Source organism: Stenotrophomonas sp. SMYL41 (assembly GCF_036319965.1).
Classification (GTDB): Bacteria; Pseudomonadota; Gammaproteobacteria; order Xanthomonadales; family Xanthomonadaceae; genus Stenotrophomonas; species Stenotrophomonas maltophilia_R.
This window is the reverse complement of sequence record NZ_JAWIRX010000004.1, coordinates 65,390-92,313: the sequence shown is the minus strand read 5'-3', so window position 1 is coordinate 92,313 and position 26,924 is coordinate 65,390. Positions and strand designations below refer to the sequence as shown.

The 26,924-nt window shown below is 66.0% G+C and carries 27 protein-coding genes and 3 tRNA genes; 21 read left to right on the top strand and 9 right to left on the bottom strand.

Annotated features, from left to right (window positions below; genetic code table 11):
- Positions 1–67: 67 nt before the first annotated feature.
- Positions 68–520 (top strand): ClpXP protease specificity-enhancing factor, encoded by a 453-nt coding sequence (locus V3B30_RS06295; RefSeq protein WP_100471832.1) that lies wholly within the window; start codon positions 68–70, stop codon positions 518–520.
- 87 nt (positions 521–607) lie between these two features.
- Here V3B30_RS06295 and V3B30_RS06290 read toward each other — a convergent pair whose 3' ends face one another.
- From V3B30_RS06290 to V3B30_RS06275, 4 genes are all read right to left on the bottom strand, one after another.
- Positions 608–958, bottom strand: coding sequence for a DUF3301 domain-containing protein (locus tag V3B30_RS06290; RefSeq protein ID WP_005415950.1), 351 nt, complete (start codon positions 956–958; stop codon positions 608–610).
- A 67-nt stretch (positions 959–1,025) separates the two neighbouring features.
- Positions 1,026–2,027, bottom strand: a complete 1,002-nt coding sequence (locus V3B30_RS06285) for a DUF2272 domain-containing protein (RefSeq protein WP_262084460.1) — start codon at positions 2,025–2,027, stop codon at positions 1,026–1,028.
- A gap of 201 nt (positions 2,028–2,228) precedes the next feature.
- Positions 2,229–3,080: a carboxylating nicotinate-nucleotide diphosphorylase gene (gene nadC, locus V3B30_RS06280; protein ID WP_100471834.1), complete on the bottom strand. Its 852-nt coding sequence runs from the start codon at positions 3,078–3,080 to the stop codon at positions 2,229–2,231.
- The gene (locus V3B30_RS06275; RefSeq protein ID WP_049432560.1) at positions 3,077–3,346 is read right to left on the bottom strand and encodes a Trm112 family protein; all 270 of its coding nucleotides are present in this window, start codon (positions 3,344–3,346) and stop codon (positions 3,077–3,079) included. Before V3B30_RS06275 ends, nadC begins: the two co-directional genes overlap by 4 nt.
- Positions 3,347–3,404: 58 nt before the next feature.
- Between V3B30_RS06275 and purE the strand changes: the two genes are divergently transcribed.
- From purE to V3B30_RS06260, 3 genes are all read left to right on the top strand, one after another.
- The gene (gene purE / locus V3B30_RS06270; protein WP_100471835.1) at positions 3,405–3,908 is read left to right on the top strand and encodes a 5-(carboxyamino)imidazole ribonucleotide mutase; all 504 of its coding nucleotides are present in this window, start codon (positions 3,405–3,407) and stop codon (positions 3,906–3,908) included.
- Positions 3,905–5,053, top strand: a complete 1,149-nt coding sequence (locus tag V3B30_RS06265; protein WP_262084459.1) for a 5-(carboxyamino)imidazole ribonucleotide synthase — start codon at positions 3,905–3,907, stop codon at positions 5,051–5,053. Before purE ends, V3B30_RS06265 begins: the two co-directional genes overlap by 4 nt.
- Positions 5,054–5,177: 124 nt before the next feature.
- Entirely contained in the window at positions 5,178–5,519 is a 342-nt protein-coding gene (locus V3B30_RS06260; RefSeq protein WP_100471837.1) for a carboxymuconolactone decarboxylase family protein, read from the top strand.
- A 76-nt stretch (positions 5,520–5,595) separates the two neighbouring features.
- Here V3B30_RS06260 and V3B30_RS06255 read toward each other — a convergent pair whose 3' ends face one another.
- Positions 5,596–6,174 carry a superoxide dismutase gene (locus tag V3B30_RS06255; RefSeq protein WP_262084458.1) on the bottom strand — a complete coding sequence of 193 codons (579 nt, stop codon included), beginning with the start codon at positions 6,172–6,174 and terminating at the stop codon, positions 5,596–5,598.
- A gap of 121 nt (positions 6,175–6,295) precedes the next feature.
- Here V3B30_RS06255 and grxD point away from each other — a divergent pair, with 121 nt between their 5' ends.
- The 11 genes from grxD (at position 6,296) to V3B30_RS06200 (ending at position 19,664) form a co-directional block, all read left to right on the top strand.
- The gene (gene grxD / locus V3B30_RS06250) at positions 6,296–6,616 is read left to right on the top strand and encodes a Grx4 family monothiol glutaredoxin (protein ID WP_005415957.1); all 321 of its coding nucleotides are present in this window, start codon (positions 6,296–6,298) and stop codon (positions 6,614–6,616) included.
- Positions 6,613–7,389, top strand: coding sequence for an SDR family NAD(P)-dependent oxidoreductase (locus tag V3B30_RS06245; protein WP_262084457.1), 777 nt, complete (start codon positions 6,613–6,615; stop codon positions 7,387–7,389). The genes grxD and V3B30_RS06245 overlap by 4 nt, the downstream gene beginning before the upstream one ends.
- 232 nt (positions 7,390–7,621) lie before the next feature.
- Positions 7,622–10,825: a TonB-dependent receptor gene (locus V3B30_RS06240; protein ID WP_100471839.1), complete on the top strand. Its 3,204-nt coding sequence runs from the start codon at positions 7,622–7,624 to the stop codon at positions 10,823–10,825.
- Between the two features lie 252 nt (positions 10,826–11,077).
- Entirely contained in the window at positions 11,078–12,466 is a 1,389-nt protein-coding gene (gene ppnN / locus V3B30_RS06235) for a nucleotide 5'-monophosphate nucleosidase PpnN (RefSeq protein WP_100471840.1), read from the top strand.
- Between the two features lie 161 nt (positions 12,467–12,627).
- The gene (locus tag V3B30_RS06230) at positions 12,628–13,143 is read left to right on the top strand and encodes a Tfp pilus assembly protein FimT/FimU (RefSeq protein WP_100471841.1); all 516 of its coding nucleotides are present in this window, start codon (positions 12,628–12,630) and stop codon (positions 13,141–13,143) included.
- Positions 13,140–13,637, top strand: coding sequence for a type IV pilus modification protein PilV (pilV, locus tag V3B30_RS06225; RefSeq protein WP_100471842.1), 498 nt, complete (start codon positions 13,140–13,142; stop codon positions 13,635–13,637). The genes V3B30_RS06230 and pilV overlap by 4 nt, the downstream gene beginning before the upstream one ends.
- Before the next feature lie 8 nt (positions 13,638–13,645).
- Positions 13,646–14,803, top strand: a complete 1,158-nt coding sequence (locus V3B30_RS06220) for a PilW family protein (protein ID WP_262084456.1) — start codon at positions 13,646–13,648, stop codon at positions 14,801–14,803.
- A gap of 5 nt (positions 14,804–14,808) precedes the next feature.
- Positions 14,809–15,330 (top strand): PilX N-terminal domain-containing pilus assembly protein, encoded by a 522-nt coding sequence (locus tag V3B30_RS06215; RefSeq protein ID WP_100471844.1) that lies wholly within the window; start codon positions 14,809–14,811, stop codon positions 15,328–15,330.
- 13 nt (positions 15,331–15,343) lie between these two features.
- On the top strand, positions 15,344–19,108 hold the full coding sequence (locus V3B30_RS06210) for a PilC/PilY family type IV pilus protein (RefSeq protein ID WP_100471845.1): 3,765 nt from the start codon (positions 15,344–15,346) through the stop codon (positions 19,106–19,108).
- Between the two features lie 24 nt (positions 19,109–19,132).
- Complete coding sequence (locus V3B30_RS06205) at positions 19,133–19,540, top strand: type IV pilin protein (RefSeq protein WP_005415966.1); 408 nt, start codon at positions 19,133–19,135, stop codon at positions 19,538–19,540.
- A 47-nt stretch (positions 19,541–19,587) separates the two neighbouring features.
- Positions 19,588–19,664 (top strand) — tRNA-Asn (locus V3B30_RS06200).
- Positions 19,665–19,716: 52 nt separating this feature from the next.
- On the opposite strand, the gene V3B30_RS06195 is transcribed toward V3B30_RS06200, so the two are convergent.
- Complete coding sequence (locus V3B30_RS06195; protein WP_238381540.1) at positions 19,717–20,211, bottom strand: GspH/FimT family pseudopilin; 495 nt, start codon at positions 20,209–20,211, stop codon at positions 19,717–19,719.
- A gap of 179 nt (positions 20,212–20,390) precedes the next feature.
- On the opposite strand from V3B30_RS06195, the gene uvrB reads away from it, so the two are divergent.
- The 3 genes from uvrB (at position 20,391) to V3B30_RS06180 (ending at position 22,769) form a co-directional block, all read left to right on the top strand.
- Positions 20,391–22,415, top strand: coding sequence for an excinuclease ABC subunit UvrB (gene uvrB / locus V3B30_RS06190; RefSeq protein WP_100471847.1), 2,025 nt, complete (start codon positions 20,391–20,393; stop codon positions 22,413–22,415).
- A 106-nt stretch (positions 22,416–22,521) separates the two neighbouring features.
- Positions 22,522–22,596 (top strand) — tRNA-Val (locus V3B30_RS06185).
- A gap of 98 nt (positions 22,597–22,694) precedes the next feature.
- Positions 22,695–22,769 (top strand) — tRNA-Val (locus V3B30_RS06180).
- Positions 22,770–22,897: 128 nt separating this feature from the next.
- Here the strand turns inward: V3B30_RS06180 and V3B30_RS06175 are convergent.
- Positions 22,898–23,200, bottom strand: a complete 303-nt coding sequence (locus tag V3B30_RS06175) for a hypothetical protein (RefSeq protein WP_262084455.1) — start codon at positions 23,198–23,200, stop codon at positions 22,898–22,900.
- A 182-nt stretch (positions 23,201–23,382) separates the two neighbouring features.
- Between V3B30_RS06175 and V3B30_RS06170 the strand changes: the two genes are divergently transcribed.
- Positions 23,383–23,523: a hypothetical protein gene (locus V3B30_RS06170; protein WP_202908117.1), complete on the top strand. Its 141-nt coding sequence runs from the start codon at positions 23,383–23,385 to the stop codon at positions 23,521–23,523.
- Positions 23,524–23,624: 101 nt separating this feature from the next.
- Here the strand turns inward: V3B30_RS06170 and V3B30_RS06165 are convergent, their stop codons facing one another.
- Together V3B30_RS06165 and V3B30_RS06160 are read right to left on the bottom strand one after the other, a co-directional pair.
- Positions 23,625–23,909 (bottom strand): hypothetical protein, encoded by a 285-nt coding sequence (locus V3B30_RS06165; RefSeq protein WP_100471849.1) that lies wholly within the window; start codon positions 23,907–23,909, stop codon positions 23,625–23,627.
- A 29-nt stretch (positions 23,910–23,938) separates the two neighbouring features.
- Complete coding sequence (locus V3B30_RS06160; protein ID WP_262084454.1) at positions 23,939–24,706, bottom strand: MipA/OmpV family protein; 768 nt, start codon at positions 24,704–24,706, stop codon at positions 23,939–23,941.
- Positions 24,707–24,851: 145 nt separating this feature from the next.
- Between V3B30_RS06160 and V3B30_RS06155 the strand changes: the two genes are divergently transcribed.
- Complete coding sequence (locus tag V3B30_RS06155) at positions 24,852–25,523, top strand: response regulator transcription factor (protein WP_262084453.1); 672 nt, start codon at positions 24,852–24,854, stop codon at positions 25,521–25,523.
- A gap of 1 nt (position 25,524) precedes the next feature.
- Entirely contained in the window at positions 25,525–26,868 is a 1,344-nt protein-coding gene (locus V3B30_RS06150) for a HAMP domain-containing sensor histidine kinase (RefSeq protein ID WP_100471852.1), read from the top strand.
- Positions 26,869–26,924: the final 56 nt, after the last annotated feature.

Sequence of the window (26,924 nt, the reverse complement as noted above, 5' to 3'; positions counted from 1 at the left end):
CGTCTGCACACCGACCGGCGTGCAGGCGATCCGCCCCGGCGGGGCGCCGGGCGCGTACACTTCACGCATGACCGAAGACTTCTTCCACATGACCAGCCACCGCCCGTACCTGCTGCGGGCGCTGGTGGAATGGATCAATGACAACCAGCTGACCCCGCACATCCTGGTCGACGCCGGCGTCCCCGGCGTGCAGGTCCCGCCTTCGGCGGTCAAGGACGGCCGGGTCGTGCTCAACATCGCCGAACGTGCCGTCGTGCGGCTGATGATCGACAACGAAATGGTGAGCTTCTCGGCCCGCTTCTCCGGCACCAGCTACCCGGTGCAGGTGCCGATCAGCGCCGTGCTGGCTGTCTATGCCCGCGAGACCGGGCAGGGCATGGCGCTGCCGGATGACATTCCGGGCAATGAGACCGCACCGACCAGCGAGGAACTGCTGCACGAGGAAGGCACGCCGCCGGACGATACGCCGCCGGCCAGCCCGCCGCCGAAGGGCCGCCCGAATCTGCGCGTGGTCAAGTAACCGTTCCGACGCCGCCCCGATGGGCGGCGTTTTTCCTTGCAGGATTTACCGGTGGGTGCCGACCGTTGGTCGGCACACCTTCAGCCCCTACACATCCTCGGCATCTTCCACATCGGGCCGGATCTGGCTGATCCGCGCGGCACCGGGGCCGGTGAACGAGATCAGCTGGTCGCCACGCAGCACCATGCGGCCCACGTGGCGATCGATGCCATCGTAGGAATACTCGAACTTGAAGGTGCGCTCGAAACCGAGCCGTCCATCCTCGCCACGCGACAGTCGCAGGCCGGTGGCGTGCACCGCCTGGTCCAGCCACTGCACATCGGCGGCGCGGCAGGCATTGCGGCCCAGCTCGACCGCGCGCTCGGCGGCCGAGCGTGCGGCATTCCAGAAGAAGTAGATGATTCCGCCGGCAATCAGCAACAGCAGCAGGGTGGGCATGGCGTCAGCCGTCAGAGGTCGATCCGGCAAAGATGGCGGCGAACGCGCGCTGGATCAAGCGCTGCATTCACCGCCGCGGCGGCGGTAGGCCAGGCGCCGGCTGCGCGGGCGCGATGGCCGGTTGCGGCGCAGGAGCGGTCTGCATCGGCGTGGCAGTGGGCGAAGGCATCACCAATGGTGCGGCCGCAGTCAGCTGCAGCAGCGCCGCCCAGTCCTGGCGGTTGAAGCTGCATTCGTCCTCGCGGCCCGGCGTGCAGCTGGGGTCGATGCCGGTGCTGTTGCGTTCGCGCGCCGGCGGCAGCTTGATCAATCCGGTGCGCTCCAGCGGCAGCAGCCGCATCGCCACGGTGTTCATCACGTTGCCACCGACCAGGTACAGGGTCTGGTCGCCGCCAAGATTGGCGGCCACCACCACTTCGCAATGCGATTTCCAGTGGCCCACCGAGCCATTGCCCAGTGCCTGCACCAGCCCGCTGTAGCTGAGCGTGCTGCTGCGGTCGCGCAGGAAGCACAGCAGATCGCCGGGTGCGGGTTTGGCCGTGGCCGGGTCGACCAGGCGGTAGGGCACGCCCGAGGGCCCGCCCTGGTACGCAGCGCGGATATAGTCAATGTGGCGTGGCGAGGTATTGAAGCCGGGCACGCCGGCCCGCACCATCACCCAGGAAATGAACGCCGCCGACCATGGGTTGTCGACGAGGAAGGCGCGGCAATCGCTGTCGGTGTAACGCGTGCCCAGTGGTGCCAGGCAGCTGCTGGCACCCGCGATGCTGCCCATTGCGTTGAGCGTGCCGCTGTCGCGCCAATAGCCGGCCACGCGCTGCCAGGCGATCAGGCCGTTGTCGGCCAGGTGTTCGTTCTCGGCCTCGGTGACGCTGAGGCTCGCCGCGCGGCCATCACGATCGATGAAAGGCCGGAACCAGAGCCGGTGTTCGTTGCAGGCGGTATTGCGGATGGCCACCGCCAACGGGCTCAGGCCGAAGCGGGGCGGCACATCGCAGGCTTCGGCAGCCGCTGCGGACAAGGGGGCTGCCGCGAGCAGCAGGCAGGCAGGCAAGAGCATCCGGCGCATGCACGGTTCCTGTGGGGGATGCCCGCAGCGTCGCAGAGGACGGCGTGGCCGAGCCGTGAAGGCCTCCGAACCGGTAGCGCCGCATGCCCGGCGAGCGAAGCGGTAGCCCGGCTCATCGCGCGCGCAACGCGCGGGTTGCACCTTGGGAGGGCTCCGGAAAGCAGCCAAGCATGGGCTCGGCTCCACAGGGTCTTGCAGGCTTCAGCCCGGCGGCGGGCCGAGCTTCAGCGACAGATCGATGGCCTGCACGTGCTTGGTCAGGCCGCCGATGGAGATGCAGTCCACGCCATCCTCGGCGATCGAGCGCAGGCCGCCCAGGCCGACGCTGCCAGACACTTCCAGCGGAATGCGGCCGGCGGTGATGCGTACCGCCTCGCGGCGCAGGTCGGGGCTGAAGTCGTCCAGCAGGATGCGCTCGCAACCGGCTTCGAGGGCCTGGCGCAGTTGTGTCAGGTCCTCCACTTCCACCACCAGCGGCAGCGCGGGCCACTGCCGGCGTGCGCCTGCCACGGCGGCAGCCAGCGAGCCGGCGGCGCGGATGTGGTTTTCCTTCAGCATCACCGTGTCGTACAGGCCGAAGCGATGGTTGTCGCCGCCGCCGCAGCGCACGGCGTACTTCTGCGCCAGGCGCAGGCCGGGCAGGGTCTTGCGGGTGTCGAGGATGCGCGTGCCGGTACCGGCCACGGCGGCCACATAGCGGGCAGTGGTGGTGGCGGTGCCGGACAGCGTCTGCAGGAAATTGAGCGAGGTGCGCTCGGCGCTGACCAGGCTGCGACTGCGTCCGTGCAGCAGGGCCAGCACGGTGCCTGCGGTGACCGCGTCGCCTTCGGAAACACGCCATTCGATGCGCACGTCCGGGTCGAGCGCGCGGTGGGTGGCATCGAACCAGGGGCGACCGGCGATCACCCCGTCCTGCTTGCACAGCAGGTAGGCGCTGTCGGCCTGGTCGGGCAGCAGGGCGGCGGTAACGTCACCGCTGCCCAGGTCCTCGGCCAGTGCACGCGCGACATCGGCGGCGACAACGGCCGCATCCGGCGTCGGCAGCGTGCTCATGCGGCCGGGAAGTCGGTGATCTGGGCGGTCGGGATGGCTTCCTCGGCCAGCAGCACCGGGATGCCGTCGTCAACGCGGAACACCTGCTTGCGGTCGCGGGTGACCAGCGCTTCGCGCAGCGGCTGCGCCAGCGGGTTGCCATCGGCCTTGTTCACTGCGCCGGCGGAAATGGCCTTGTTGAGGGCTTCCAGGCCCTTGCCATCCAGCAGGGACAGGGGCTGGCGGGTGTCCGGCGACACCAGCAGGTCGAGCAGCTTGCGATCCATGGTTCTTCGTCTTGCGTGGAAGATGGCTAGAATACGTCTTTAAGGCAGGTGACGGCCAATGACCCCCAACCCGATCGCGCCGCTTGTCGGCATCGTCATGGGTTCCCGTTCCGACTGGGAAACCATGCAGCACGCCGCCCAGAAGCTTGAAGCCCTGGGTGTTCCGTTCGAAGTGAAGGTGGTGTCCGCGCATCGGACGCCGGATGTGTTGTTCAGTTACGCCGAGCAGGCGGGCCCGCGTGGTCTGCGCGCCATCATCGCCGGTGCCGGCGGGGCAGCGCACCTGCCGGGCATGATCGCCGCCAAGACCGCCGTGCCGGTGCTGGGCGTGCCGGTGCAGTCCAAGGCCCTCAACGGCATGGATTCGCTGCTGTCGATCGTGCAGATGCCGGCCGGCATCCCGGTCGCCACCTTCGCCATCGGCAATGCCGGCGCCTCCAATGCTGCGCTGTTCGCCGCCGCGATGCTGGGCAGCGACCAGCCGGCGATCGGCCAGGCGCTCGACGCGTTCCGCGCACGCCAGACCGAAGACGTGATGGCCCACGACGATCCGCGCCAATGAGCCTGACCGTCGGCATCCTGGGCGGCGGCCAGCTCGCCCGCATGATGGTCCTGGCCGGTGCGCCGCTGGGGCTGCGTTTCGAGCTGTACGACCCGGCCGCCGATGCCTGCAGCGGCCCGCTGGCACCGCTCACCGTCGGCGCCTTCGATGACCGCCAGGCGCTGGCGGACTTCGCCGCCAAGGTCGATGTGGTCACCTTCGATTTCGAGAACGTGCCTGCAGACAGTGCACAGTTCCTGGCCGACCGCGTGCCGGTCTATCCGCCGCCGGCCGCACTGGCCGTGGCCCAGGACCGGTTGAGCGAGAAGACCCTGTTCCAGAAGCTGGGCATCCCGCTGCCGGCCTTCGCCGACATCCGCAGCCGTGACGAGCTGGCGGCGAAGGCTGCCGAGTTCGGCCTGCCCTGCATCCTCAAGACCCGTCGCCTGGGCTATGACGGCAAGGGCCAGTTCCGCCTGCGCAGCGAAGCCGACATCGACGCCGCGTGGGATGCGCTGGGCACGCAGGTCGAGCGCACCGGCCTGATCCTGGAAGGCTTCGTGGCCTTCCAGCGCGAGGTCAGCGTGGTTGCCGTGCGCGGCCGCGATGGCAGCTTCGAGGCCTGGCCGGTCACCGGCAACTGGCACGTCGACGGCGTGCTGTCGGCCAGCGTGGCACCGGCCGTGCTGGCCGACGCCGAACAGCAGGCCGCGATCGGCTATGCCCGTCGTGTCGCCGAGCATCTGCAGTACGTCGGCGTGTTCGCGCTGGAACTGTTCTGCCGCGATGGCGAACTGCTGGCCAACGAGATGGCGCCGCGCGTGCACAACTCCGGCCACTGGACCATCGAAGGCAGCGAGACCTCGCAGTTCGAGAACCATCTGCGTGCCGTGCTGGGCCTGCCCCTGGGCAGCACCCGCATGCTCGGCCACGCCTGCATGCTGAACTGGCTGGGCAAGATGCCCGACCCGTTGCCGGTGCTTGCCCAGGCCAGTGGCCACTGGCATGACTACGGCAAGGAGCCGCGCGAAGGCCGCAAGGTCGGCCATGCCACATTGCGCGATGACGATGCCGCTGCCCTGGCCGACGCGCTGGACCAGGTGGGTCTGGAGCTGGACCGCCAGGCCCAGGTGGCGCCGGCGGTACACGCGCTGCGCAACCGCTGAGCCGGGCGTGCCGGCCAAGGGCCGGCACAACCCCGTGTGCCTGCAACGGTGTGGCGCGCCGGTGCAGGCATCGGCGCAGCATTCCCGGTGGTAGCGTGGAGCTCCTTTCACAGGAGTCACCCTCATGCTCGACTGGAATACCTACCGCAAGGAGCTGAAGGGCCGCATCGGCGAGATCGGCAAGCTCTCGCCGGATACGGTCAAGGGTTATGCCACGCTGGCCAATGCGGGCGCGCAGACCAACCATCTTGATGCCAAGACCCGCGAGCTGATCGCGCTGGCGGTGGCAGTGACCACCCGCTGCGACGGCTGCATCACCGTGCATGTGGACGCGGCGCTGAAACATGGTGCCAGCCGCGAGGAAATCGCCGAAGCATTGGGCGTGGCGGTGTCGCTCAACGCCGGCGCGGCGCTGGTGTACTCGGCGCGGGTGATGGACGCCGTGGCTGCACACGAGAACGCGTGATGCCACCGTGCCGCCGGGCATGGCCCGGCGTTACCGCGAGGATTGGGTAGCGACGGGCCATGCCCGGCGGATGTCCTCAGCGCAGCTGGCTCTCGGCGAATTCCCAGTTCACCATCTGCCAGAACGCGTCCAGGTAACGCGCGCGGTCATTCTGGTAGTCGGTGTAATAAGCGTGCTCCCAGACGTCGCAGCAAAGCAGTGGCGTGCTTTCACCGGTCAGTGGCGTGCCGGCGTTGCGGGTGGCCTGGATGCCCAGCTGGCCACCCGGGTGCTGCACCAGCCACACCCAGCCCGAGCCGAACAGGCCCAGCGCGGTGCGGTTGAACTCCTCGCGCAGGCGCTGTGCGTCACCGAACTGGCGCTTCACCAGCTCGCCCAGCCGGCCCTGCGGTTCGCCGCCGCCGCGCGGGCGCAGGCACTGCCAGTAGAAACCATGGTTCCAGGCCTGGGCGGCGGCATCGAACAGCGAGCCCTGGGCGTGGCGCACGATCTCTTCCAATGACGCTTCCTCCCACTCGGTGCCGAGGATGCCGGCGTTGACGGCATCCACATAGGCGCGATGGTGGTGGCCGTGATGCAGTTCCACGGTCTGTACGGACAGGTGTGGCTGCAGGGAGCCGGGAAGGTAGGGCAGGGCGGGCAATTCGACGGGCATGGACAGGTTCGTGGCCAAGGGGACGGCGGCAGCCGGTTCCATCCGCTTACAATGGCGGCTACCGTGGGCAGTCTAGCCGACCATCACGGTCGGTTTGTCCGGCGAAGCAAGGAGTGTGGTTGTGGCGGTAATGCAGCAAATCCAGGCCGAGGTCGATCGTTACCCGCTCGTGCTGTTCATGAAGGGCACCCCGCAGTACCCGATGTGCGGCTTTTCCAGCCGCGCCGTGCAGGCGTTGATGGCCGCCGGCGCCGTCACCCTGCGCACCGTCAACGTGCTCGAGGAGCCGGAGATCCGCGCCAACCTGCCGCGCTTCTCCAACCTGCCGACCTTTCCGCAGCTGTTCATCAACGGTGAGTTGATCGGCGGCTGCGACATCGTCATGGAACTGTTTGAATCCGGCGAGCTCAAGCGCATCGTCGAAGAGGCGACCCAGGGATGAGTGCCTGGCCGTCGACGTCACCCACTGACGGGGCGCTCGATGGCCGTCCTTTGCAGGACCGCGTGGTGCTGGTCGCTGGCGCCGGGGGAGGACTGGGCAGTGCTGCGGCGGTCGCCGCCGCAGCGGCCGGGGCCACCGTGGTCCTGCTGGGGCGCAAGCCGCGCCGGCTGGATCGGGTCTATGCCCAGGTCCAGGCGGTCGGCCCGGAACCCTTGCTGTACCCGCTGGACCTGGAAGGCGCCGGCCCGGATGACTATGCCGAGCTGGCCCAGGCCGTCCAGCGCGAGCTGGGGCGGCTGGACGGCCTGCTGGTCTGCGCCGCGCATTTCCCCGGCCTGACCCCGTTCGAACTGGCCGACCCGGCAAGTTTCGCCCGCGCGCTCCATGTCACCCTGACCGCCCCGGCCTGGCTGGCCCAGGCCTGCCTGCCGCTGCTGCGGCAGCGCAAGGACGCCGCCCTGGTGTTCGCGGTCGATGCCCCCGAACGGGTGGGGCAGGCCTACTGGGGTGGGTACGGTGTGGCCCAGCATGGCCTGCGCGGTCTGATCGGCAGCCTGCACGATGAGCTGGGCCGCAGCCCGGTGCGGGTCAGTGGTCTGTACCCGGGTCCGCTGCGCACGGCACTGCGGGCCCGCGCCTATTCCGTCGATCAGGATCCGGCTGCCCGAACGCCGGAAGCCGCGGCGGCGGCGGCGGTGACCCTGCTTTCCGCTGCCGGCAGCGACTGGCGGGGCCGCATCCTGGATGCGAGCGAGTCATCCGGCGACGCGTGAAGGCCGCCGTAGGGTGGAATGAAGATCCCGTCACGATTGCGTTGCGATCCCGTGCCGTTTGTCGCACAACCGTCACATTGATGGCGTAGCGTGTTAATCTAGTGTTAACCGTTATGGCTGCCTTCAGCCAAGCGGTAGGGAACCCCAGATAACTCTCCGAGCAGCCACCCGCAGGGCTGTTTGGATGCGCTTTTTTTCCGCCATCGCCAACTCGCATCGAGGCTACCGAAAAATGACCCACCCACTCCGGATGTCCAAGCTTACCCTTGGTCTCGTGGCTGCACTTGCCGCCGCTCCCGCCTTCGCCCAGAGCACCTCTGCCGGTGTCGGCGGCCAGGTGATGTCCGCCGCAGGCCAGCCTGTCGCCGGCGCTGAAGTCACCATCACCCACACCGAGTCGGGCACTGTTTCGCGTGCCACCACCGATGCGTCGGGCCGCTACAACGCGCGCGGCCTGCGCGTGGGTGGTCCGTACACCATCACCATCACCAAGTCCGGTGAAGGCACCAAGACCGAAGAAGGCGTCTACCTGAACCTGAACCAGGTCAACACCGTCAACGCCAACCTGGGCGGTGACCTGGCTGCGACCAACCTGGACGCGGTGAACGTTGTCGCCACCGCCGGCGGCCTGGACCTGTTCAGCGCCAACAAGATGGGCACCGGTACCAACGTCACCCGCGAAACGATGGACGCGCTGCCGTCGGCCAACCGCAACATCCAGGACTATGTCCGTCTCGACCCGCGCATCTCGCAGGTCAGCAAGGCGGACGGCGCGATCTCGGCGGGCGGCCAGAACACCCGTTACAACGCCATCCGCATCGACGGCATCAGCGCCTCCGATCCGTTCGGCCTGGGCTCCAACAACCTGCCGACCGAGCGTCAGCCGGTGTCGATGGATGCTATCCAGGAAATCAACATTGACCTGGCCAACTACGACACCACCATCGCCGGTGGCACCGGTGCGGTGATCAATGCCGTGACCAAGTCGGGTACCAATGAATTCCACGGCACCGTGTACGGCTCCTACCGCGACAAGGACATGGTCCGTTCGCGCCTGGAAGGTGACCGCCAGGACTTCAACGGCTTCGAGGATGAGAAGACCTATGGCATGACCTTCGGCGGCCCGATCGTCAAGGACAAGCTGTTCTTCTTCACCAACTATGAAAAGTACGAGCGTTCGGCCGCCGGCATCAGCCTGAGCGATACGCCGATCGGCAAGGGTACGATCACCCAGAAGGACATCACTGATGTCCAGAACTACCTGGGTAATCTGGGCTATGACCCGGGCAGCCTGTCGGCGCCGAACAGCAAGACCGAGATCGAAGAGTACGCGGTCAAGCTGGACTGGAACATCAACGAGAACCACCGTGCGGCCCTGCGCTACAACAAGATGGAGCAGAACGTCGTTCGCTTCCCGCAGGTCAGCAGCAGCGCCATCTCGCTGAGCAACTTCTGGTACCAGCAGCCGACCGAATACGAAACCTGGATGGGTGAACTGTTCAGCGACTGGTCCGAGAACTTCTCGACCGAATTCAAGGTTTCGCACAAGGATTACTCGGCCAACCGCGTTCCGCTGGTCGACATGCCGCAGATCCGCATCCGTTCGGGTAATGATTCGCTGTACGTCGGTACCGAGCAGAACACCCATGTCAACATCGTCGAGTCGAAGGAGCTGAGCGCCTTTGGTGCCGGTACCTGGTACATCGGTGACCACACCGTCAAGTTCGGCTTCGATTACTCGAAGAACGAGCTGATGAACTTCTATGGCCGCAACCTCAACGGCGTCTACGAATTCAACAGCGTCAACGACTTCCTGGCAGGCAGGGCTGCGCGCTACCAGCTGCGTGCGCCGCGTGCCGATGGCAGCCGCAGCGACATCCCGGCCGACTTCACCCTGAAGAACACCGGCGTGTTCGTGCAGGACACCTGGGCGATCAACTACAACCTGAGCCTGATGTTCGGCGTCCGCGTCGACATGCCTGACTTCAGCAGCCAGCGCCTGTACAACCCGCGCATCGAGCAGCTGTATGGCTTCAACAACACCAAGCTGGTCGACAAGAACCTGGTGCAGCCGCGTGTTGGCTTCAACTACACCTTCGACAGCGAGCGCCCGACCCAGCTGCGCGGTGGCGTGGGCCTGTTCGGTGGCGCCGCCCCGAATGTGTGGCTTGCGGGTGCCTACCAGAACACCGGCCTGAACTACATCGAGTATGACCAGCGCAATCCGCCGGTCGGCTCCTTCACTCCGGACGGCAACAATCCGTATATCCCGGCAGGTGGCCCGGCGACTGCGCGCCAGAACGTGGACATCATCGCGCCGGGCACCCGCCTGCCGTCGGTGTGGAAGGCCAACCTGGCGTTCGACCATGAACTGCCGTGGTACGGCATCGTGGCGTCGGCCGAACTGCTGGTGACCAAGGTCAAGGACGGCATCTACTTCGACCGCCTGGACATTGGCGCGCCGACCGTTACCGGTCCGGATGGCCGCGCGATCTATTGGAACCCGCAGGGCCGTAACCCGGCCAACACCCGCGGGGACCTGGGCATGACCACCGGCACCAACGGTGCGGTCGACCGTGCCAATCGCCCGAGTGACATGGGTGACGTGCTGGTCATGCGCAACACCGACAAGGGCCGTGGCACCCAGGCCACCTTCTCGCTGGCCAAGCCGCTGACCGAGAACTGGGGCTGGTCGCTGGGTTACACCTATACCCAGTCGAAGGAAGTCAGCCCGCTGTCCAGCTCGCAGAACACCTCGAACTGGAACAACACGCTGATCTTCAACTCCAACGAAGACGTGGCCTACAACTCGCGCTACGCGCTCAAGGACCGCATCACCGGCACCCTGGAGTGGAAGCACAACTTCTTCGGTGACAACGCCACCCGCGTCGGCCTGTTCTACGAAGGTCGCTCGGGCCGTCCGTACAGCTACATCTTCTATAACGATGCGAACGGCGACGGTGCTACCACCAACGATCTGTTCTACGTGCCGAAGGGCCCGGGCGACGTGCTGTTCACTGGCGGCGCGACCATGGAAAAGGCGTTCTTCGACTGGCTGGCGCAGAACCCGGAGCTGGATGCCTACCGTGGCAGCGTGGTTCCGGCCAACCAGCATCGCGCCAAGTGGATCAACTCCTTCGATGTCCGCATCAGCCAGGAGTTCCCGGGCTTCGTGAAGAGCCACAAGGGCGAGATCGCGCTGGACATCATGAATGTCGGCAACCTGCTGAACAAGAAGTGGGGCCTGATCGACGATTACGGCTTCTACTCGACCCGCCGCGTTGCCAACTACGCGGGTATCGATCCGGCCACCGGCAAGTACGTGTACTCGTTCACCGGTGCCGACAGCTCTGCGATCCAGGAAAACAACAACGACAAGGGCAACACCGCCGTGTCGCGCTGGTCGATGCAGCTGACCCTGAAGTACAAGTTCTGATCCGTCAGAGCCTGAAGCAGTGAGTGAAAACGGCCGGGGAAACCCGGCCGTTTTCCGTTCAGGCGAAAGTCCTTGCAGGCCACTCTGCATCGGCGTAGCATCTTTGAACGTGCGCGGTGACAACGCCGCCGATGCGGTCCCGGAAAGGCGAACGCGGGCAGCACACATCCAACGGTCGGGCTTCCCGGCCGTTTTGCTTTTTAAGGGGGCGGCAGTACAGTCGGAAACCTTGAAGGAAGCGAAAAATTGGATATGACCACGAACGAAAAATCGGCCCGTGCACTGCCGGTGCAGGATGCGCGGATCTATCCGCGCGGTGGGCTGGATGTGCTGTCGCGGGCCGAGGTGGCACGCCTGCGCGATGCCTCCGCGGGCGGCATGCATGAGCTGCTGCGCCGCTGCGCGCTGGCCGTGCTGACCAGCGGCAGCGCCTCGGACGATCCGCGCGCCGCGCGCGATCTCTACCCTGATTTCGACATCCAGGTGGCGCAGCAGGACCGCGGCGTGCGCATCGACCTGGTCAACGCACCGGCGATGGCCTTCGTCGACGGCGAGATCATCCGCGGTGTCGCCGAACTGCTGTTCGCCGTTGTGCGTGACCTGGCCTACATGGCCATCGAGATGGGCCCGGCCTACGCGGCCGAGCTGGAATCGTCCGAGGGCATCACCAACGCGGTATTCGGCCTGCTGCGCAACGCGCGCATCCTCAACCCGGGCGACCCGAACCTGGTGGTGTGCTGGGGCGGACACTCGATCTCGCGCGACGAATACCTGTACACCAAGCAGGTCGGCTACGAGCTGGGCCTGCGCGGCCTGGACATCTGCACCGGCTGCGGCCCGGGTGCGATGAAGGGCCCGATGAAGGGGGCCACCATCGCCCATGCCAAGCAGCGCAAGACGGTCACCCGCTACATCGGCCTGACCGAGCCGGGCATCATCGCCGCCGAGTCGCCGAACCCGATCGTCAACCACCTGGTGATCATGCCGGACATCGAGAAGCGCCTCGAGGCCTTCGTCCGCATCGGTCACGGCATCATCGTGTTCGCCGGCGGCGTCGGCACCGCCGAAGAGATCCTGTACCTGCTGGGCATCCTGCTGCGCGAGGAGAACAAGGACCTGCCGTTCCCGCTGATCCTGACCGGCCCGACCGTGGCGGCGCCGTACTTCGAGCAGATCGACCGCTTCATCCGCCTGACCCTGGGTGACGAGGCCGCCGAGCGCTACGAGATCATCATCGGTGACCCGGTGGCGGTGGCCAGGAAAATGGCCAGCGGCATCAAGCGCGTGCGCGAGCATCGCCTGGCGCAGAAGGATTCGTTCTTCTTCAACTGGTCCATCGAGATCCCGTGGGAGTACCAGCAGCCGTTCGTGCCGACCCATGAAGCGATGGCGGCGCTGGACCTGCACCACGGCCGCGCGCCGCACGCGCTGGCGGCCGACCTGCGCCGGGCGTTCTCGGGCATCGTGGCCGGCAACGTGAAGGAAGACGGCATGCGTCGCATCGAGCAGTTCGGGCCGTTCCAGATCCACGGTGACCCGGACATGATGCAGGCGCTGGATGCGCTGCTGCGCGCGTTCGTCGAGCAGCGCCGGATGAAGATCTCCGGTGAATACCAGCCCTGCTACCAGGTGCTGGCCTGAACCCGGGCCGGCGCGATGGGGATCGCGCCGGCGCCGGCAGGGGAGGGTGGGTCGTCAAGGCTTTGACGCCCGTCGCCCCGGATTGACCGTTCATCCTGCCACCGCTTGCCGGTGGCGGGGCGATGGCCCATCGTGGCCACCAACACGCTGGGGAGCGTCCAATGTCTTTGCGCCGGCAAAACGGGTTCACGCTGGTTGAACTGATGGTCACGCTGGCCGTCTTCGTGATCCTGGCGTCGATCGCCTATCCGAGTTTCCGCGGGATGATCCGCTCGAACCGGCTGGCGACCGCCAACAATGAACTGATCGCGCTGGCCAACCTGGCCCGCAGCGAAGGCATCCGCAACAGCAGCGGTGGCGGTGTCTGTGGCAGCGCCGATGGCAAGGCCTGTGATGGCGACTGGTCCAAGGGCGTACTGGCCTGGTCGGACCTCGATGGCGACGGCCAGATGGGCAGTAATGACGTCGCGCTGCGGTTTTCGCAGGGCAACCCGCAGCTCAGCGTGGTGGGTCCGCCGGGCGCGGTCATCGCCTTCGACGGGCGCGGCCGGCGCCGGGCGGTTGCTGACCAGACGCTGGTGCTGTCGCCGGATGCGTGCAAGGCCGGTGAATCGAAAAGCACGCTGACGATCAACCAATCCGGTCAGGTCCGGGTGACCAAGGGAACCTGCTCATGAGCCGCCGCAACCTGGCCCGCCCGCGCTCTTCGCAGGGCGGCTTCAGCCTGATCGAAGTGATGGTGGCGGTGCTGATCCTGGCATTCGGGCTGCTGGGCTTCGCCCTGCTGCAGACCACCAATGTCCGCTTCGTGCAGAGCGCGAACTACCGCACCCAGGCCACCAACCTGGCCAACGACCTGATCGAGCTGATGCGCGCCCAGCGTGCCGACACGCTGGCCGGTGGCGCCTATTCCTCGGCCTCGTTCTCCGCAGGCTCGGTGAAGCCCAGCGGCGCCTGCACCTGGCCGACCGGCGCCGCGGTGACGCCGAAGACGAACGTGGCACGCTGGCAATGCGAGGTTGCGCGGACGCTGGGTGAAAAGGCCAGTGCACAGGTGACCTTCGTGCAGAGCACCGGCCAGGTCACCGTTGCCATCAGCTGGGGTGACCAGCGCTGGGATCCGAAGGATCCCGACAGCCTTACCACCTTCGGCCTGACGACCTTCCTGTGAACGCGCCCATGAGTCCAATTTCGCGAGCCCGAGGCCTGTCGCTGATCGAACTGATGATCGCCATGGTCATCGGCCTGGTCCTGATGCTGGGCGTCACCCAGATCTTCATCGCCTCGCGTGCGGCGTCACGCCTGTCCGAAGGCGCGGCCCGTACCCAGGAGAACGCGCGCTTCGCGCTGGATTTCCTGCAGCATGACCTTCGCATGGCCGGCCACTTTGGCTGCGTCAACGACCAGGCCCACGTGGTCAAGAACACCGGCGATGTCGGCTACCACCTGGGCATCAGCTCGGGCAGTGGCGACCCGCAGGATTTCTCTGTTCCGGTGCAGGGATATGAGGCTGCAGGTACGGCGCCGGGCGCCACGCTGACGCTGGGCCGTGCGTGGAGCGCGGCGCAGTCGATTCCAAAGAGCATCGCCAACCTCAAGCCGGCACCGTTGCCGGGCAGTGACATCCTGGTGCTGCGCGTGATGAGTCCGGAAGGGGCCGTCGTGACCGGCATATCCGTGGCCGCGGGTGCAACCACCCTGACCGTTTCCAATGAAGGCATGGCCCGACTGAAGGCCAACGCCGCAGGCACGCCGACGGTCTTCGGCGTGGCCGACTGCACCCGTGCCGACGTATTCCCCGCCACCATCACCGGTTCGACCGTGAAGGTCGACAAGGTCGACCTGAGCAACTATTCGATCAACAACGCGATGACCATGCTGTATCGCGCCGATGGCATGGCGTACTACATCGCGACCAATCCCAATGGCGAGCCGGCGCTTTACCGGGCGCGCGCCAATGGCGCCGGCGGCTACGCCGATGGCGAGGAGCTGGTGGAAGGCATCGAGAACATGCAGTTCCTGTACGGCCTGGATGCCACCACGAACATCGCCCTGCCCACGCCGCCGACCGGTCGCATCGTCGACCAGCGCGTGGCCAGTGCGGTCAGCACCGGCACCGATGCCGCCGCCGCAGGGCAGTGGCGGCGCGTGGGCATGGTGCAGGTGGGCCTGCTGGCGCGCAGTCCGCAGCGTGCGTCGGCCGAAGCACCGGGCAGTGCGGCCACCTATCCGGCCATCCTGGGGGTGGGCTTTGCCCCGGCCGATCCTTACGACCAGCGCCATCGTGGCGCCTATGAAGCGTCCGTTGCGCTTCGCAACCGCTTGTTCGGGAACTGACGACCATGCGCACTCATCCTTCCTCCCGACGCCGTCCCTTCGTTGCCCGGGCACGACAGCAGGGTGCCGTTCTCTATGTCGCGCTGATCATGCTGGTGCTGCTGGCCCTGCTGGGGGTGATCGGGATGCAGGTGGCCGGCATGCAGGAGCGCATGGCGGCTGGCTACCGTGCGACCAACATGGCATTCCAGAACGCCGAAGGCGCGGCACGCAGCGCCGAGAACGCGGTGGAGAACATCGCCAACCGGAAGGATGCCGGTAGCAATCCGGCCGTGGTGTCCTCCGACATCAGCCAGCAGTGCGATGACGGCTTCGATCCTTCGGCCTGGGTCGCGAAAACCAAGCTGGGCAGCAAGCCGGCGATCTATGTCCGCGAGATCCAGGGCTGCATCCAGGGGGAGGGTGCGCTGGACATGGGCAAGTCGGTGGAGAAGCCAACGCCGGTCTACCAGATCACGACCTATGCCGGTGATACCACCAGTGATGCGACGTCGCGTGCGGCGATCGATACCGTATTCAAGCTGTGAGGCTGGGGAGCCCATGAACACTCGCAACCGCAGGATCCTGGCAGGCGCAGGCCTTGCTGTCTTGGCCGCTGGCGGCTATCTGGCACATACCCTGTTTGCCGCACAGGCACAGGGCGTGCTGGCGCAGGAGCCGATGAACGTGCAGACACGCGCGACGCCGGCCTTCATCATGGCGGTGGACGATTCGGGTTCGATGAACTTCGAACGCATGTTCCCCGGTGGTGATGGCCGCATGCGCTGGAACAGCAGCACCAGCAGCTTCTTCAACAATGATGGGAGCTTCTTCAGCGTGGGCTCGGCGTGTGCCAACAACTCGCTGGACTGCTACCTGTACCTGTACCCGCACGCGGAGTTCAACAAGGAATATTCACCGGGCCGGGCCATCCCGCCGCTGGATATCTATGGCTTCGCCCGTTCGCATGTCTATAACGCCAGCTACTTCAACCCGGCAGTGACCTATCGGCCGTGGACCAATGCCGATGGCACGCTGTGGCCAAATGCGTCGATCACCCAGACCCGCGCCGATCCACGGTCCGACCAGCGCGGCTACAAGGCCGTGTACAACATGACCGTCAACCGTGCCGAGACGTCGGAGAAGTTCCAGTTCGTCAACGGCATGCGGATTCCCGACCTTTCCGGCAGCGGCAATGAGTACTACGTCGACAGCTGGTGGGATGGCGGGTGGAAGACCGCCGCGGTCAGCAACACCGGCAATACCACGTACTCCATCAGCTATTTCCCGGCGACCTTCTACCTGCCGGCCGCGGCGCCCGCACCGGACGGATACAAGACCGACGACGTCAATCGCCCGGTGATCAGCGGTGCCTGTGGTCCGGGCTGCAATCTGCGTCGTTACCAGATCAAGTCAGGCAACTATTCCAGCCCGGCCGCGTACAACGCGGCGATCCAGAATTTCGCCAACTGGTTCCAGTATCACCGCAACCGCGTGCTGGCCATCGTCGGCTCCTCGACCGCTGCACTGGTGAGCGTGGACACGATGCGCGTGGGCTACTTCACCATCAACAAGCTCAACAACGCGACCATGTATGACATGGTCACCAACCGTGCCGACCTCTACAAGCAGATCTATACGCTGACCGGTAATGGCGGCACGCCGAACCGACGTGCGGTGGAGTACCTGGTCGACCAGTTCCGACGTACCGACGCCGATGCGCCGGTTCAGCTGGCCTGCCAGCGCAACGGCGGCATGCTGTTCACCGATGGCTACACCAACTCCGGCAACACGGCGAACAACGGTTTCGGTGATGCCGACTCGGTGAACTCGACCCATCTGCCGTCCATTCCGTTCGCCGATGGCTACAGCAACACCATCGCCGACATCGCGGCAGCGGCTTATGCCGGCGCCCGCACCCCCTTGCGCACCGGGACCAGCTTCCCGGCCGGGCAGGTGCCGGTCAGTGACAAGTGCAGCACCCTGGACAAGAGCAGTCCGGACTGGAAGCGGTTGGACTGCCAGACCGACCTGCACATGAATTTCTACGGGGTGACCCTGGGCGCGCAGGGCAAGATCTATGGCGTCAACCAGGCAGCTACCGACGATCCCTACAAGAACCCGCCGAACTGGGCTGGCAACGGCAATCCGATAGATGTCGACGACGGTACCGTCATCGATGAACTGTGGCACGCGGCCGTCAACAGCCGTGGCGAGTTCATCAATGCGCAGACGCCGGCCGACGTCACCGAGGCCATGCGCCGGGTGTTGTCTTCGATCACCGGAGGTGCATCGCCGTCGGGAACGATCGGCATCAGCGGTGCACGCATCGGCACAGGCTCACTGGCGGTCACGCCGCGCTATGACATCACCAACAGTGGTACCGACTGGTCGAGTAAACTGACCGCGTCCAGCGTCAAGGTCAACGCCGATCAGGTGGCCGAGCTGACCGAGGTCTGGGAAGCCTCCAGCCGCCTGTCCTCGTCCGGCCGTCGCATCATCGCCAACAAGCTGGGTTCGCCGGTGGACTTCAACAGCGCCCGCATCAACCTGCAGGATCTGTGCAGCAAGCCGGACGGCAAGTACGCGTCGATGCTGGTCTGCTCCACCGACAAGCTGACGGCGATCAAGGCCGACCTGGCCAGTGCCATCAACTATCTCAGTGCCGACAGCTCGACCGAGGTCCGCAACGGCGGCAAGTATCGCGACCGGTCCACGCCGCTGGGCGACATCGTCAATTCGGCACCGGTGGTGAGCTCGCCGCTGGACGACTACGGCTACCGCCAGTTGGGCGGTACCTATGCCAAGAGCTACACGGACTACCTGGCCACCAAGGCCAAATCGCAGCGGTACATGGTGTACGTCGGCGCCAACGACGGCATGCTGCATGCCTTCGATGGTGGCATGAAGGCGGATGCCAAGCAGGATGGCACTGGCGGCACGGAGAGCTTCGCCTACATCCCGGCCACCGCGCTGGGCCATATGGCCAACCTGCTGTTCCCCTACAAGTCCGACACGGCTGACCAGACCTTCCGCCATCGCTACTACGTCGATGGTCCGGTAACGGTGGCCGATACCTTCAACGGCACCGCCTGGCAGACCAGCCTGGTGGGTACGACGGGTGCGGGCGGCCGTTCGGTGTTCGCACTGGACGTCACCACGCCGGGCAGCTTCGGCACCGGCAACGTGCTGTGGGAAATCAGCGACATCAACGCGTCGCTGCAGGACGAGGTGCGCAACAACATCGGCTTCGTGCTGGGCAAGCCGGTGATCGTGCCGGTGAAGAGTGGCACCGGCGTGGCCTGGAAGGCGATCTTCGGCAATGGCTACGGCAGCGCAAACGGCAAGGCCGTGTTGTTCGTGGTCGATATGGCCAGCGGCGACATCCGGATGATCGAAGCGGTTGAGGGTACCTCGGGTGCCGGCATCTCCGGGAGCAACGGATTGGGCAATGTGGTCGTGGTCGATCGCTGGACCGGCGCGAGCCAGGATGCGCGCGGCCGCGATGGACTGGCTGACACCGTCTACGCCGCCGATCAGCGCGGCGCCGTGTGGAAGTTCGACCTGACCAGCAGTGCGAACACCACGCTGACCGTACCGATGTTCACCAGCCAGGCGGCCCAGGACTCTTCCAACAAGACCTACCGCCAGCCGATCACCGGTGGCATGACCGCCGCGACCGGGCCCTCGGGTGGCGTGATGCTTTATTTCGGCACCGGCAGCTTCTCGTTCACCAGTGACAAGGATGACAAGGCACAGCAGGCGCTGTACGCCGTGAACGATCTGTCGGGCAAGACGGTGGCCTCGACGGTGACCGCAGCCAACCTGGTTCCCTACACGGCAGCGGCCGCCGCTGCGGGAGCCCAGGAGCGCAAGATCACGGCGGGTACGGCTCCAGCCAATGCACGTGGCTGGATGATCCAGTTGCCTGCCGGTAACGGCGAGCGCGCAGTCGGGAATCCGATCCTGGTCAGTGGCATCGTCTTCATGCCGACATACGTGCCCAACATGCAGTCGGTGGGGTGCTCGACCAGCGGTTCGAACTGGTTGTTCGGGTTGTCGTCGATCAGTGGCCTGCCGATGCTGGAGAACGTGCGCTACGGCTCGCCGACCGGTAGCCAGCCGGGGACCGGAACCGCAGCCATCGCGTTGAAGACCGGAGGAACCGCGCCGGTTCGTGACGTCTCGCTGTCAGTACTGCCGCGTCCGACGGACAAGGCGCCACCCGGAGGGAGTTCCTGCTGGATGGCCGTCGGCGCCGCCGGCAGCCAGTCGCTCTATCTGCCTTACCCGTGCGGTCGCCAGTCCTGGCGCCAGCTCAAGTAACCCCAAGTGCGAGGATCCATGCTCATGCTGCACACTCCCATGCCTCGCCGCGCGGCTGGCTTTACGCTGATCGAGCTGATGATCGTGGTGATCGTCATCGGCATCCTGGCGGCGATCGCCATTCCGTCCTATCAGGAATACGTGCGCCGATCGCATCGCGCCGTGGTGAAGGCGGACCTGGCCGAGTACGCACAGCGTGCCGAGCGCTACCACACCAGCAACAACTCCTACACGGGCTACGCGCTGCCGACCAAGGTGTCGCCCCGTGATGGCGGGACCGCGCGCTACAACCTGGACTACAAGGGGGATGGCACGAGCTTCACCATTACCGCCACCCCGCAGGGCACGCAGGCCAAGGACAGCTGCGGCAAGTTGAGCGTGGACCAGGCCAACCGCAAGACGGCCGACGGTGGAGTTGCCAGCTGCTGGTGAAACAGGTGTTGATCTTCCTGTGATCGACCAGTACAATGCGCCTCCCCGCCCGAATAGCTCAGCCGGTTAGAGCACTTGACTGTTAATCAGGGGGTCGTTGGTTCGAGTCCAACTTCGGGCGCCAGATACTGCAAAAGCCGCGAGAAATCGCGGCTTTTGCTTTTCTGCGCAAGCATTCAGCAGGGTGTATCGCGGTCTACGTGCTCACTTCGGACGCGGCCGCCATTGTTGACGATCAGCGCACCGTGCAGCCGATTGCCCGCGCAGATGCGCAGGCTCAGGTTGGCCCCCGGGCTGCGTCCATCTGCCTGGAAGAACAGTTGGGGGCGCCCGCTGCTGGCCTTGGCAAGGATCGAGATGTCCGGGCGCCCGGTATGGTGGATCAGGATCGCTTCCGGCGACGCCGGTTCCCCGCGCTGGTCGCCGCTGCGGTAGATGATCCAGCCGGCGCTCCAGTCGTCGCCGCAGTGCAGGCCGTCGACGCTGGCGCAGAGGCCGATCAGCTCGCGCCTGCGCAATGCCTCGCTGCGTGCGCCGGACAGGCTGGCGTGCAGGGTCAGTTGCAGTGCATCGGCGCGGTGCCTCAGCAGAAGGGGCCGCAGTGCCGGCCAGGTCGCGGCCAGCAGCACCGCCAGCACGGCGATGACCACCAGCAGTTCGGTCAGGTGCACGCCCCGCGCAGTGCGGGGGCAGTGGGGGCAGGGGGCGTGGGTCGGGTGCATGCATCCAGCCTCCGCGCCCGGCTGGGCAGCCGCCATCGGGATTCTCCGCGGCGGGCTGCCCGGCGACCCCTCAGCCAGCCGTCACCCCTTGCCCCGTATACTCAACCTTCCCGGGAACTGGCAACACCATGAGCGACAGTTTTGAACTTGTCTCGCCGTATTCGCCGGCGGGCGACCAGCCCGATGCCATCGCGAAGCTGACCAGCAACTTCGAGGCCGGCATCGCCAAGCAGACCCTGCTCGGCGTGACTGGCTCGGGCAAGACCTACACCATCGCCAACGTCATCCAGAACGTGCAGAAGCCGACGTTGATCATGGCGCCGAACAAGACGCTGGCGGCGCAGCTGTATGGCGAGTTCAAGGCATTCTTCCCGCACAACGCGGTGGAGTATTTCGTCAGCTACTACGACTACTACCAGCCCGAGGCCTACGTGCCGTCGTCGGACACCTTCATCGAGAAGGACAGTTCGATCAACGAGCACATCGAGCAGATGCGCCTGGCCGCGACCAAGACCTTGCTGTCGCGCCCGGATGCGATCGTGGTGGCGACGGTGTCGGCGATCTATGGCCTGGGTGCACCGGAAGACTACCTGTCACTGCGCCTGATCCTGTCCAAGGGCGAGCGCATCGACCAGCGCGACCTGATCAACCACCTGACCCAGCTGCAGTACACACGCAACGAGTACGAACTGCAGCGCGGTACGTTCCGCGTGCGCGGCGAAGTGATCGACGTGTTCCCGGCCGAGTCGGACAGCGAGGCGCTGCGCCTTGAGCTGTTCGATGGCGAGGTCGAGAAGATCACCCTGTTCGACCCGCTGACCGGCGAGACGCTGCGCAACATGCAACGCTTCACGGTCTACCCGAAGACACACTATGCGACCACGCGCGAGCGCGTGCTGGCGGCGATCGAGACGATCAAGGTGGAGCTGAAGGAGCGGCTGGAGCAGCTGTACGCGCAGAACAAGCTGGTGGAGGCGCAGCGCCTGGCCCAGCGCACCCAGTTCGACCTGGAAATGATGGCTGAGGTCGGCTACTGCAATGGCATCGAGAACTACTCCCGGCACCTGACCGGCAAGAATGCCGGCGAGCCGCCGCCGACCCTATTCGACTACCTGCCGGCCGATGCGCTGCTGGTGATCGACGAATCGCACGTGACCATTCCGCAGATCGGCGCGATGTTCAAGGGCGACCGTTCGCGCAAGGAAACCCTGGTCGAGTTCGGTTTCCGCCTGCCGTCGGCGCTGGACAACCGCCCGCTGCGCTTCGAGGAGTGGGAGGAGCGCTGCCCGCGCAGCATCTATGTGTCGGCAACGCCAGGGCCGTACGAATACCGCGAGGCCGGCGACGAGATCACCGAGCTGGTGGTGCGCCCGACCGGCCTGATCGACCCGGTGGTGGAGATCCGCCCGGTGGGGACCCAGGTCGACGACCTGATGAGCGAGGCCAACGAACGCATCAAGGCCGGCGACCGCGTGCTGGTCACCACGCTGACCAAGCGCATGGCCGAGAACCTCACCGAGTACCTCACCGAGCATGGTATCCGCGTGCGCTACCTGCACTCGGACGTGGACACGGTCGAGCGCGTGGAAATCATCCGCGACCTGCGCTTGGGCAAGTTCGATGTGCTGGTCGGCATCAACCTCCTGCGCGAAGGCCTGGACATGCCGGAAGTGTCGCTGGTGGCGATCCTCGACGCCGACAAGGAGGGCTTCCTGCGCTCGACCGGCTCGTTGATCCAGACCATCGGCCGCGCCGCCCGCAATGTGCGCGGCAAGGCGATCCTGTACGCGGACAAGGTGACCCGTTCGATGCAGGCGGCGATCGACGAGACCGACCGCCGCCGCGCCAAGCAGGTCGAGTACAACGCAGAACATGGCATCGTGCCGCGCTCGGTGGCGCGCCCGATCGTCGACGTCCTCGAGGGCGCGCGTTCGGATGCGGCGGAGAAGGAGGCGAAGAAGGGCAAGGGCAAGGGCCGGCCCGGCGTTGCCGAGGAAGGGAGCGACTATCGTTTGCTCAGCCCGGCCCAGCTGGCGTCCCGTCTCAAGGCGCTGGAACAGCAGATGTACCAGCATGCCAAGGACCTGGAGTTCGAAGATGCCGCACGCGTGCGTGACCAGATCCGGCAGCTGAAGGAAGCCAGTCTGGGCTGAACGCGGCAGTGCAGCATCATCTTCACAAAAGTGTTGCGCTTCCCCGCCGGCATACGTAATATACGCGGCCTGCACCGACGCAATCGCGGAAATGCAGAAGAAAAACGGGCGGTTAGCTCAGCGGTAGAGCACTACCTTGACATGGTAGGGGTCACAGGTTCGAACCCTGTACCGCCCACCACGAAGTTCTCGGAAGAGGGCTGTCGTGAACTGCAAAGCCCGGCCCTGGCGCCGGGTTTTTACGTAACAAGGCCAGCCTTCGGGTGGCAAGAACATGATGGGCGGTTAGCTCAGCGGTAGAGCACTACCTTGACATGGTAGGGGTCACAGGTTCGAACCCTGTACCGCCCACCACCTGCTCCGGCATTGCCGGTGAAGTGGTGGAAACGATGGAAGCCGGCCACTGGGCCGGCTTTTTTCGTTCCGGGGCGGCCTCCCTTCTTCCCGCGAGGCCGCATCCCGATCGGTTCAGTGGCGTGAAATCAGCGGGTGATGCTGACCGAACGTTGGATCCGCCACTGGCCATCGACGCGTTCCCACAGCTGCGCCACACCTGCCCGCACCAGCGCGGCCTGGGGGCGGCCCCTGTGGTCGTCTGGCAGCCGCTGGCAGCCCAATCGAAGTACGCGGTCCTGGCGCAGGTGATAGAGCTGCAGGGGCAGCACGTCATGCGTGTGCTGCGGGGCCTCGGCGCGCAGGATCTGGCTGCGCAGGGCATCGTCGGTGGGTCCGCTGGCGTCGCCGAACAGGCTGGAGAGCAGCAGGATCAGGGCAAGCATCGGCATGGCACGGTGCTCCGGCGGGAAAGTGCATGCAGGCTGGCATGGCCTGCCGGGCACCGCAGCCGGCCTGCGACGAAGGCAGGGATTGCGTCGCCAAAGGCAGGCAGACGCCGATGAAGCCGGGCCGCGCAGGCGTAGACTCGGCGCTACCGCGCAACCGCGCCGACACTGCAAGGAGCTGCCGCATGAGCGATCACGTACCCGAATCCAGGCCCAATCCGTTCCTGGAACGCCTGTTCGGCGGCAACATGCTGGAAGGCACGTTCAAGGCAGTAATCTGGGTCGCAATCCTGTGTGCGCTGCTGGCATGGACCACGCTGCGTTGAGCAACGCCATCGCGCTGGGCTTGCCTGTGTGCAGGCCCTGCCGAGGTAGTGGATGCGGGTGCCACCGCAAGGGGGCGGCGGCGATTTCCATGCGTGTACCGTCAGGCGCTGAAGGTCTGGCGCAGGCTGCGCAGGGTCGCCTGGCGATGTTCCCGGGCGGTCGGTTCGCCCATCTCAAGCTCCTGAAGACGCAGTCCGACCAGGGTCATCGACAACGCATAGCCGCGTGCGGCGTCTGCAACGCGTGACAGGCCCACTGCACGGCGGGCCAGTGCGTTCACGTGTTCAAGGTCGGGCATCAGCCCCAGATAGACGCGCTCGGCGCTGTCCAGGTCGGGTGCACGCAGGATCGCGTGGGCTTCGGTGACGGGGGAGACGGAGGCCATGGGGGGTCCTTGTCCGTAGGGGTGCGCGCTCAGAACGAGCGCATCAGGGAAACGAAGGCCGACGTCTGCGTGCCACGTCGCGCCATCGGGCTGTCCTTCACTGCATCACCGAACCACTGGTTGGACACCATGCCGGTGGCGCGCCATTTCGTGCCCAGTGGCGTGCTGACCGCGATCTGCAGGCTCGGCGACGTGGTACTGCCCGGGCGGTAAGTGGCAAGGCCAGAGCGCAGTGCTTCTTCGTCGCTGATGCCGTAGTAGTAGTCGAGCAGCCGAGCACTGGAATGCACCACCCCTGCCCGCGGAACCCAGGTGAAGCGGCCCGCCTGGATCGGATAGCTGTAATGCAGGCGCGACTCGATACCACCGCCATGGCCGGTGACTTCCCGCATCACGCTGGCCTCGACCATGCCCCAGTCGGCGCTGTACTCAGCGTTGATGCCCGCCATCGCCGACATCTGTCTGCTGTGCAGGCGGCGCAGCTGTGCGTCGTCCACATCGCCGGTCTTGAAGCGCAGCGTGTAGGGCGTGACCGCCGCTGACAGGCGCAGTCCCTGGCCCTTGTAGAGGTACATGCCCAGTGAGCCTGGGCTGGCGAAGAAGCGCTTGCCCTGCCAGGCAACGGCCGGTACCAGCAGCGGTTTGACGTCATAGTGCGCGTATGCACCGGAGGTCGCGCCAGCGCTGATGCCGGCCTGCACGCCAGGGTTCTGCTCGGCTGCGTGGGCGATCAACGGCACGCCGAAAACAGCGGTGAACAGCAGCGGGCGCAGCAGGGGCGGGGACAGCGACGGCATCGATCAGCCACTTTGCAGGAGATGGCTGCGCATGGTGACGGGGCAACATTGTCAGAACATTGCGCCCGCGCGTTCGGCATGCATGGGCGGAAAATCAGGGCGCCAGGCACTATGATCGGCAGCGTTTCCGGTTGACGAGTCCCTGATGCGCATCCTCCTGGTCGAAGACGATCCTGATCTGTCCCGTGCGCTGCAATCGGGCCTGGAGCGGCAGGGCGTGGTCGCCGACGTAGTTGGCAGCCTTGCCGAGGCCGCGCTCGCGTTGCGCGAACCGGTGCACCAGCTGCTGCTGCTCGACCGTCAGCTGCCCGATGGCGATGGCGCCGGATTTGTTGCGATGGCGCGTGCGCTGCGGCCGAGCCTGGCGGTGATCATGCTGACCGCCAAGGGCACGCTGTCGGACAAGGTTGAAGGCCTGGACGTCGGTGCCGATGACTATCTGGTCAAGCCCGTGGCGATCGAGGAGCTGATGGCGCGTATCCGTGCCGTATCGCGCAGGCCTTCGGCGATGGTGACGCCCAGCCTGCGGCTGGGGCGGCTCGAGTTCGATTTCGAATCACTGCAGGCACAGGTGGAGGGCCGGCCACTGGCATTGCCACGACGCCAGGTGCTGGTGCTGCAGGCATTGGCGATGCGGCAGGGGCGCACGGTCACCCGCAGTGCACTGGAGGCGGCGGTGTACGGCTTCGACGATGAGATCCAGTCCAATGCGCTGGATGCGCATATCTCCAAGCTGCGCAAGGCGCTGCAGCAGGCCGGGGCCGGGGTGGAGATCCATGTGATCCGCGGCGTTGGCTACCTGCTGGCGGAGGCCTGAAATGGCCCGTCCGATCCGTTCGATTACCCTTGGCCTGGCCTGGCGCCTGTTCCTGGCGCAGGCCTTCACCGTACTGTTCGCGGTGGTCGCGCTGATCCTGACCTGGGGGGACAAGGACTCCTGGGGCATGGACATGTTCGTTGCCGAGGCGGTGGCCAAGGCGGTTCACAGCGAAGGCGGCCGGCTGGTGCTGGACCAGGCGCGCTGGGACACACTCGATGCCGACGCCGGGGGAAACCTCTGGTTTGCCGCGGTGGACGACAAGGGCATGTGGCTGGAGCGCGGCACCATTCCTGCGATCCACGCGCCGCTGCTTGCGCGACTGCCGACCGTAGGTGCCACCGAACTGGGTTCGCTGGTGCCGCCCTACCTGGACGTGGCACGGGTGATGATCCGCAACGAGGATGGGCGCCGCATCACGGTGATGGTCGGTGGCGCACCCAAGGGCGGGCTGCTGGACGGCGCACTGATGGTGCTGCGCCTGATCGGCCTGTGGTTCTTCCTGCCACTGATCGTCGTCACCCTGCTGGTGATGCCGACCGTGATCCACCGGGCGATGCGGGGCGTGCGCCGTTCCGCGCAGCAGGCCAAGGAACTGGACATCGGCCAACCCGGTGCGCGGCTGGATGCGCAGCTCGTTTCAACGGAAGTGGCGCCGCTGGTGGAAGCATTCAACGATGCCATCGACAAGGTGCAGCAGGGCTATGCAGCGCGCGACAAGTTCCTTGCCGATGCGGCGCACGAGCTGCGCGTACCGATCGCCGTGGTGCAGGCGCGCCTGTCGCAGCTGCCGCAGGGGGAGCTGAAATCGCAATTGCTGACCGACGTGGCGCGGCTGGGCAATGTCGCCGAGCATTTGCTTGACCTGCAGCGGCTTGACCGCAACGTGGGTGCATTGCAGCGGCTGGACCTGGCCGTGCTGGTGCGTGAAGCAGCGGCGGACCTGGCGCCATTGGTGGTCGGCGCTGGTTATGGCTTCGAAGTGGATGCGCCGGAAGCGCCGGTGTGGATCCACGGCGACAGCCTGGCACTGGGGCGGGTGATCGCCAACCTGGTACACAACGCAATCGTGCATGGCGGTGGCCGTGGCACCATCTGCGTGCGGCTGGATACGCGCGGGTTGCTGGAAGTCAGCGACCAGGGCGCGGGCATTCCGGTGGGCGACCGTGAGGCGATCTTCGAGCCGTTCCATCGCCTGCGCGCGGCGGGCAGCGGCAGTGGCCTCGGCCTGCACCTGGTGAAGGAAATCGTGCAGCACCACGGTGGCTCGGTCAGTGTCGGCGAGGCCTCGGGAGGCGGCGCGAGCTTCCGGGTCAATTTCCATCGCGGTAGCGTTCGACGCTGACGCAACTGCGGGGCAAGTCCTGATAGGCAACCTGCTGCCGGCGGCGGCAGGCTGGC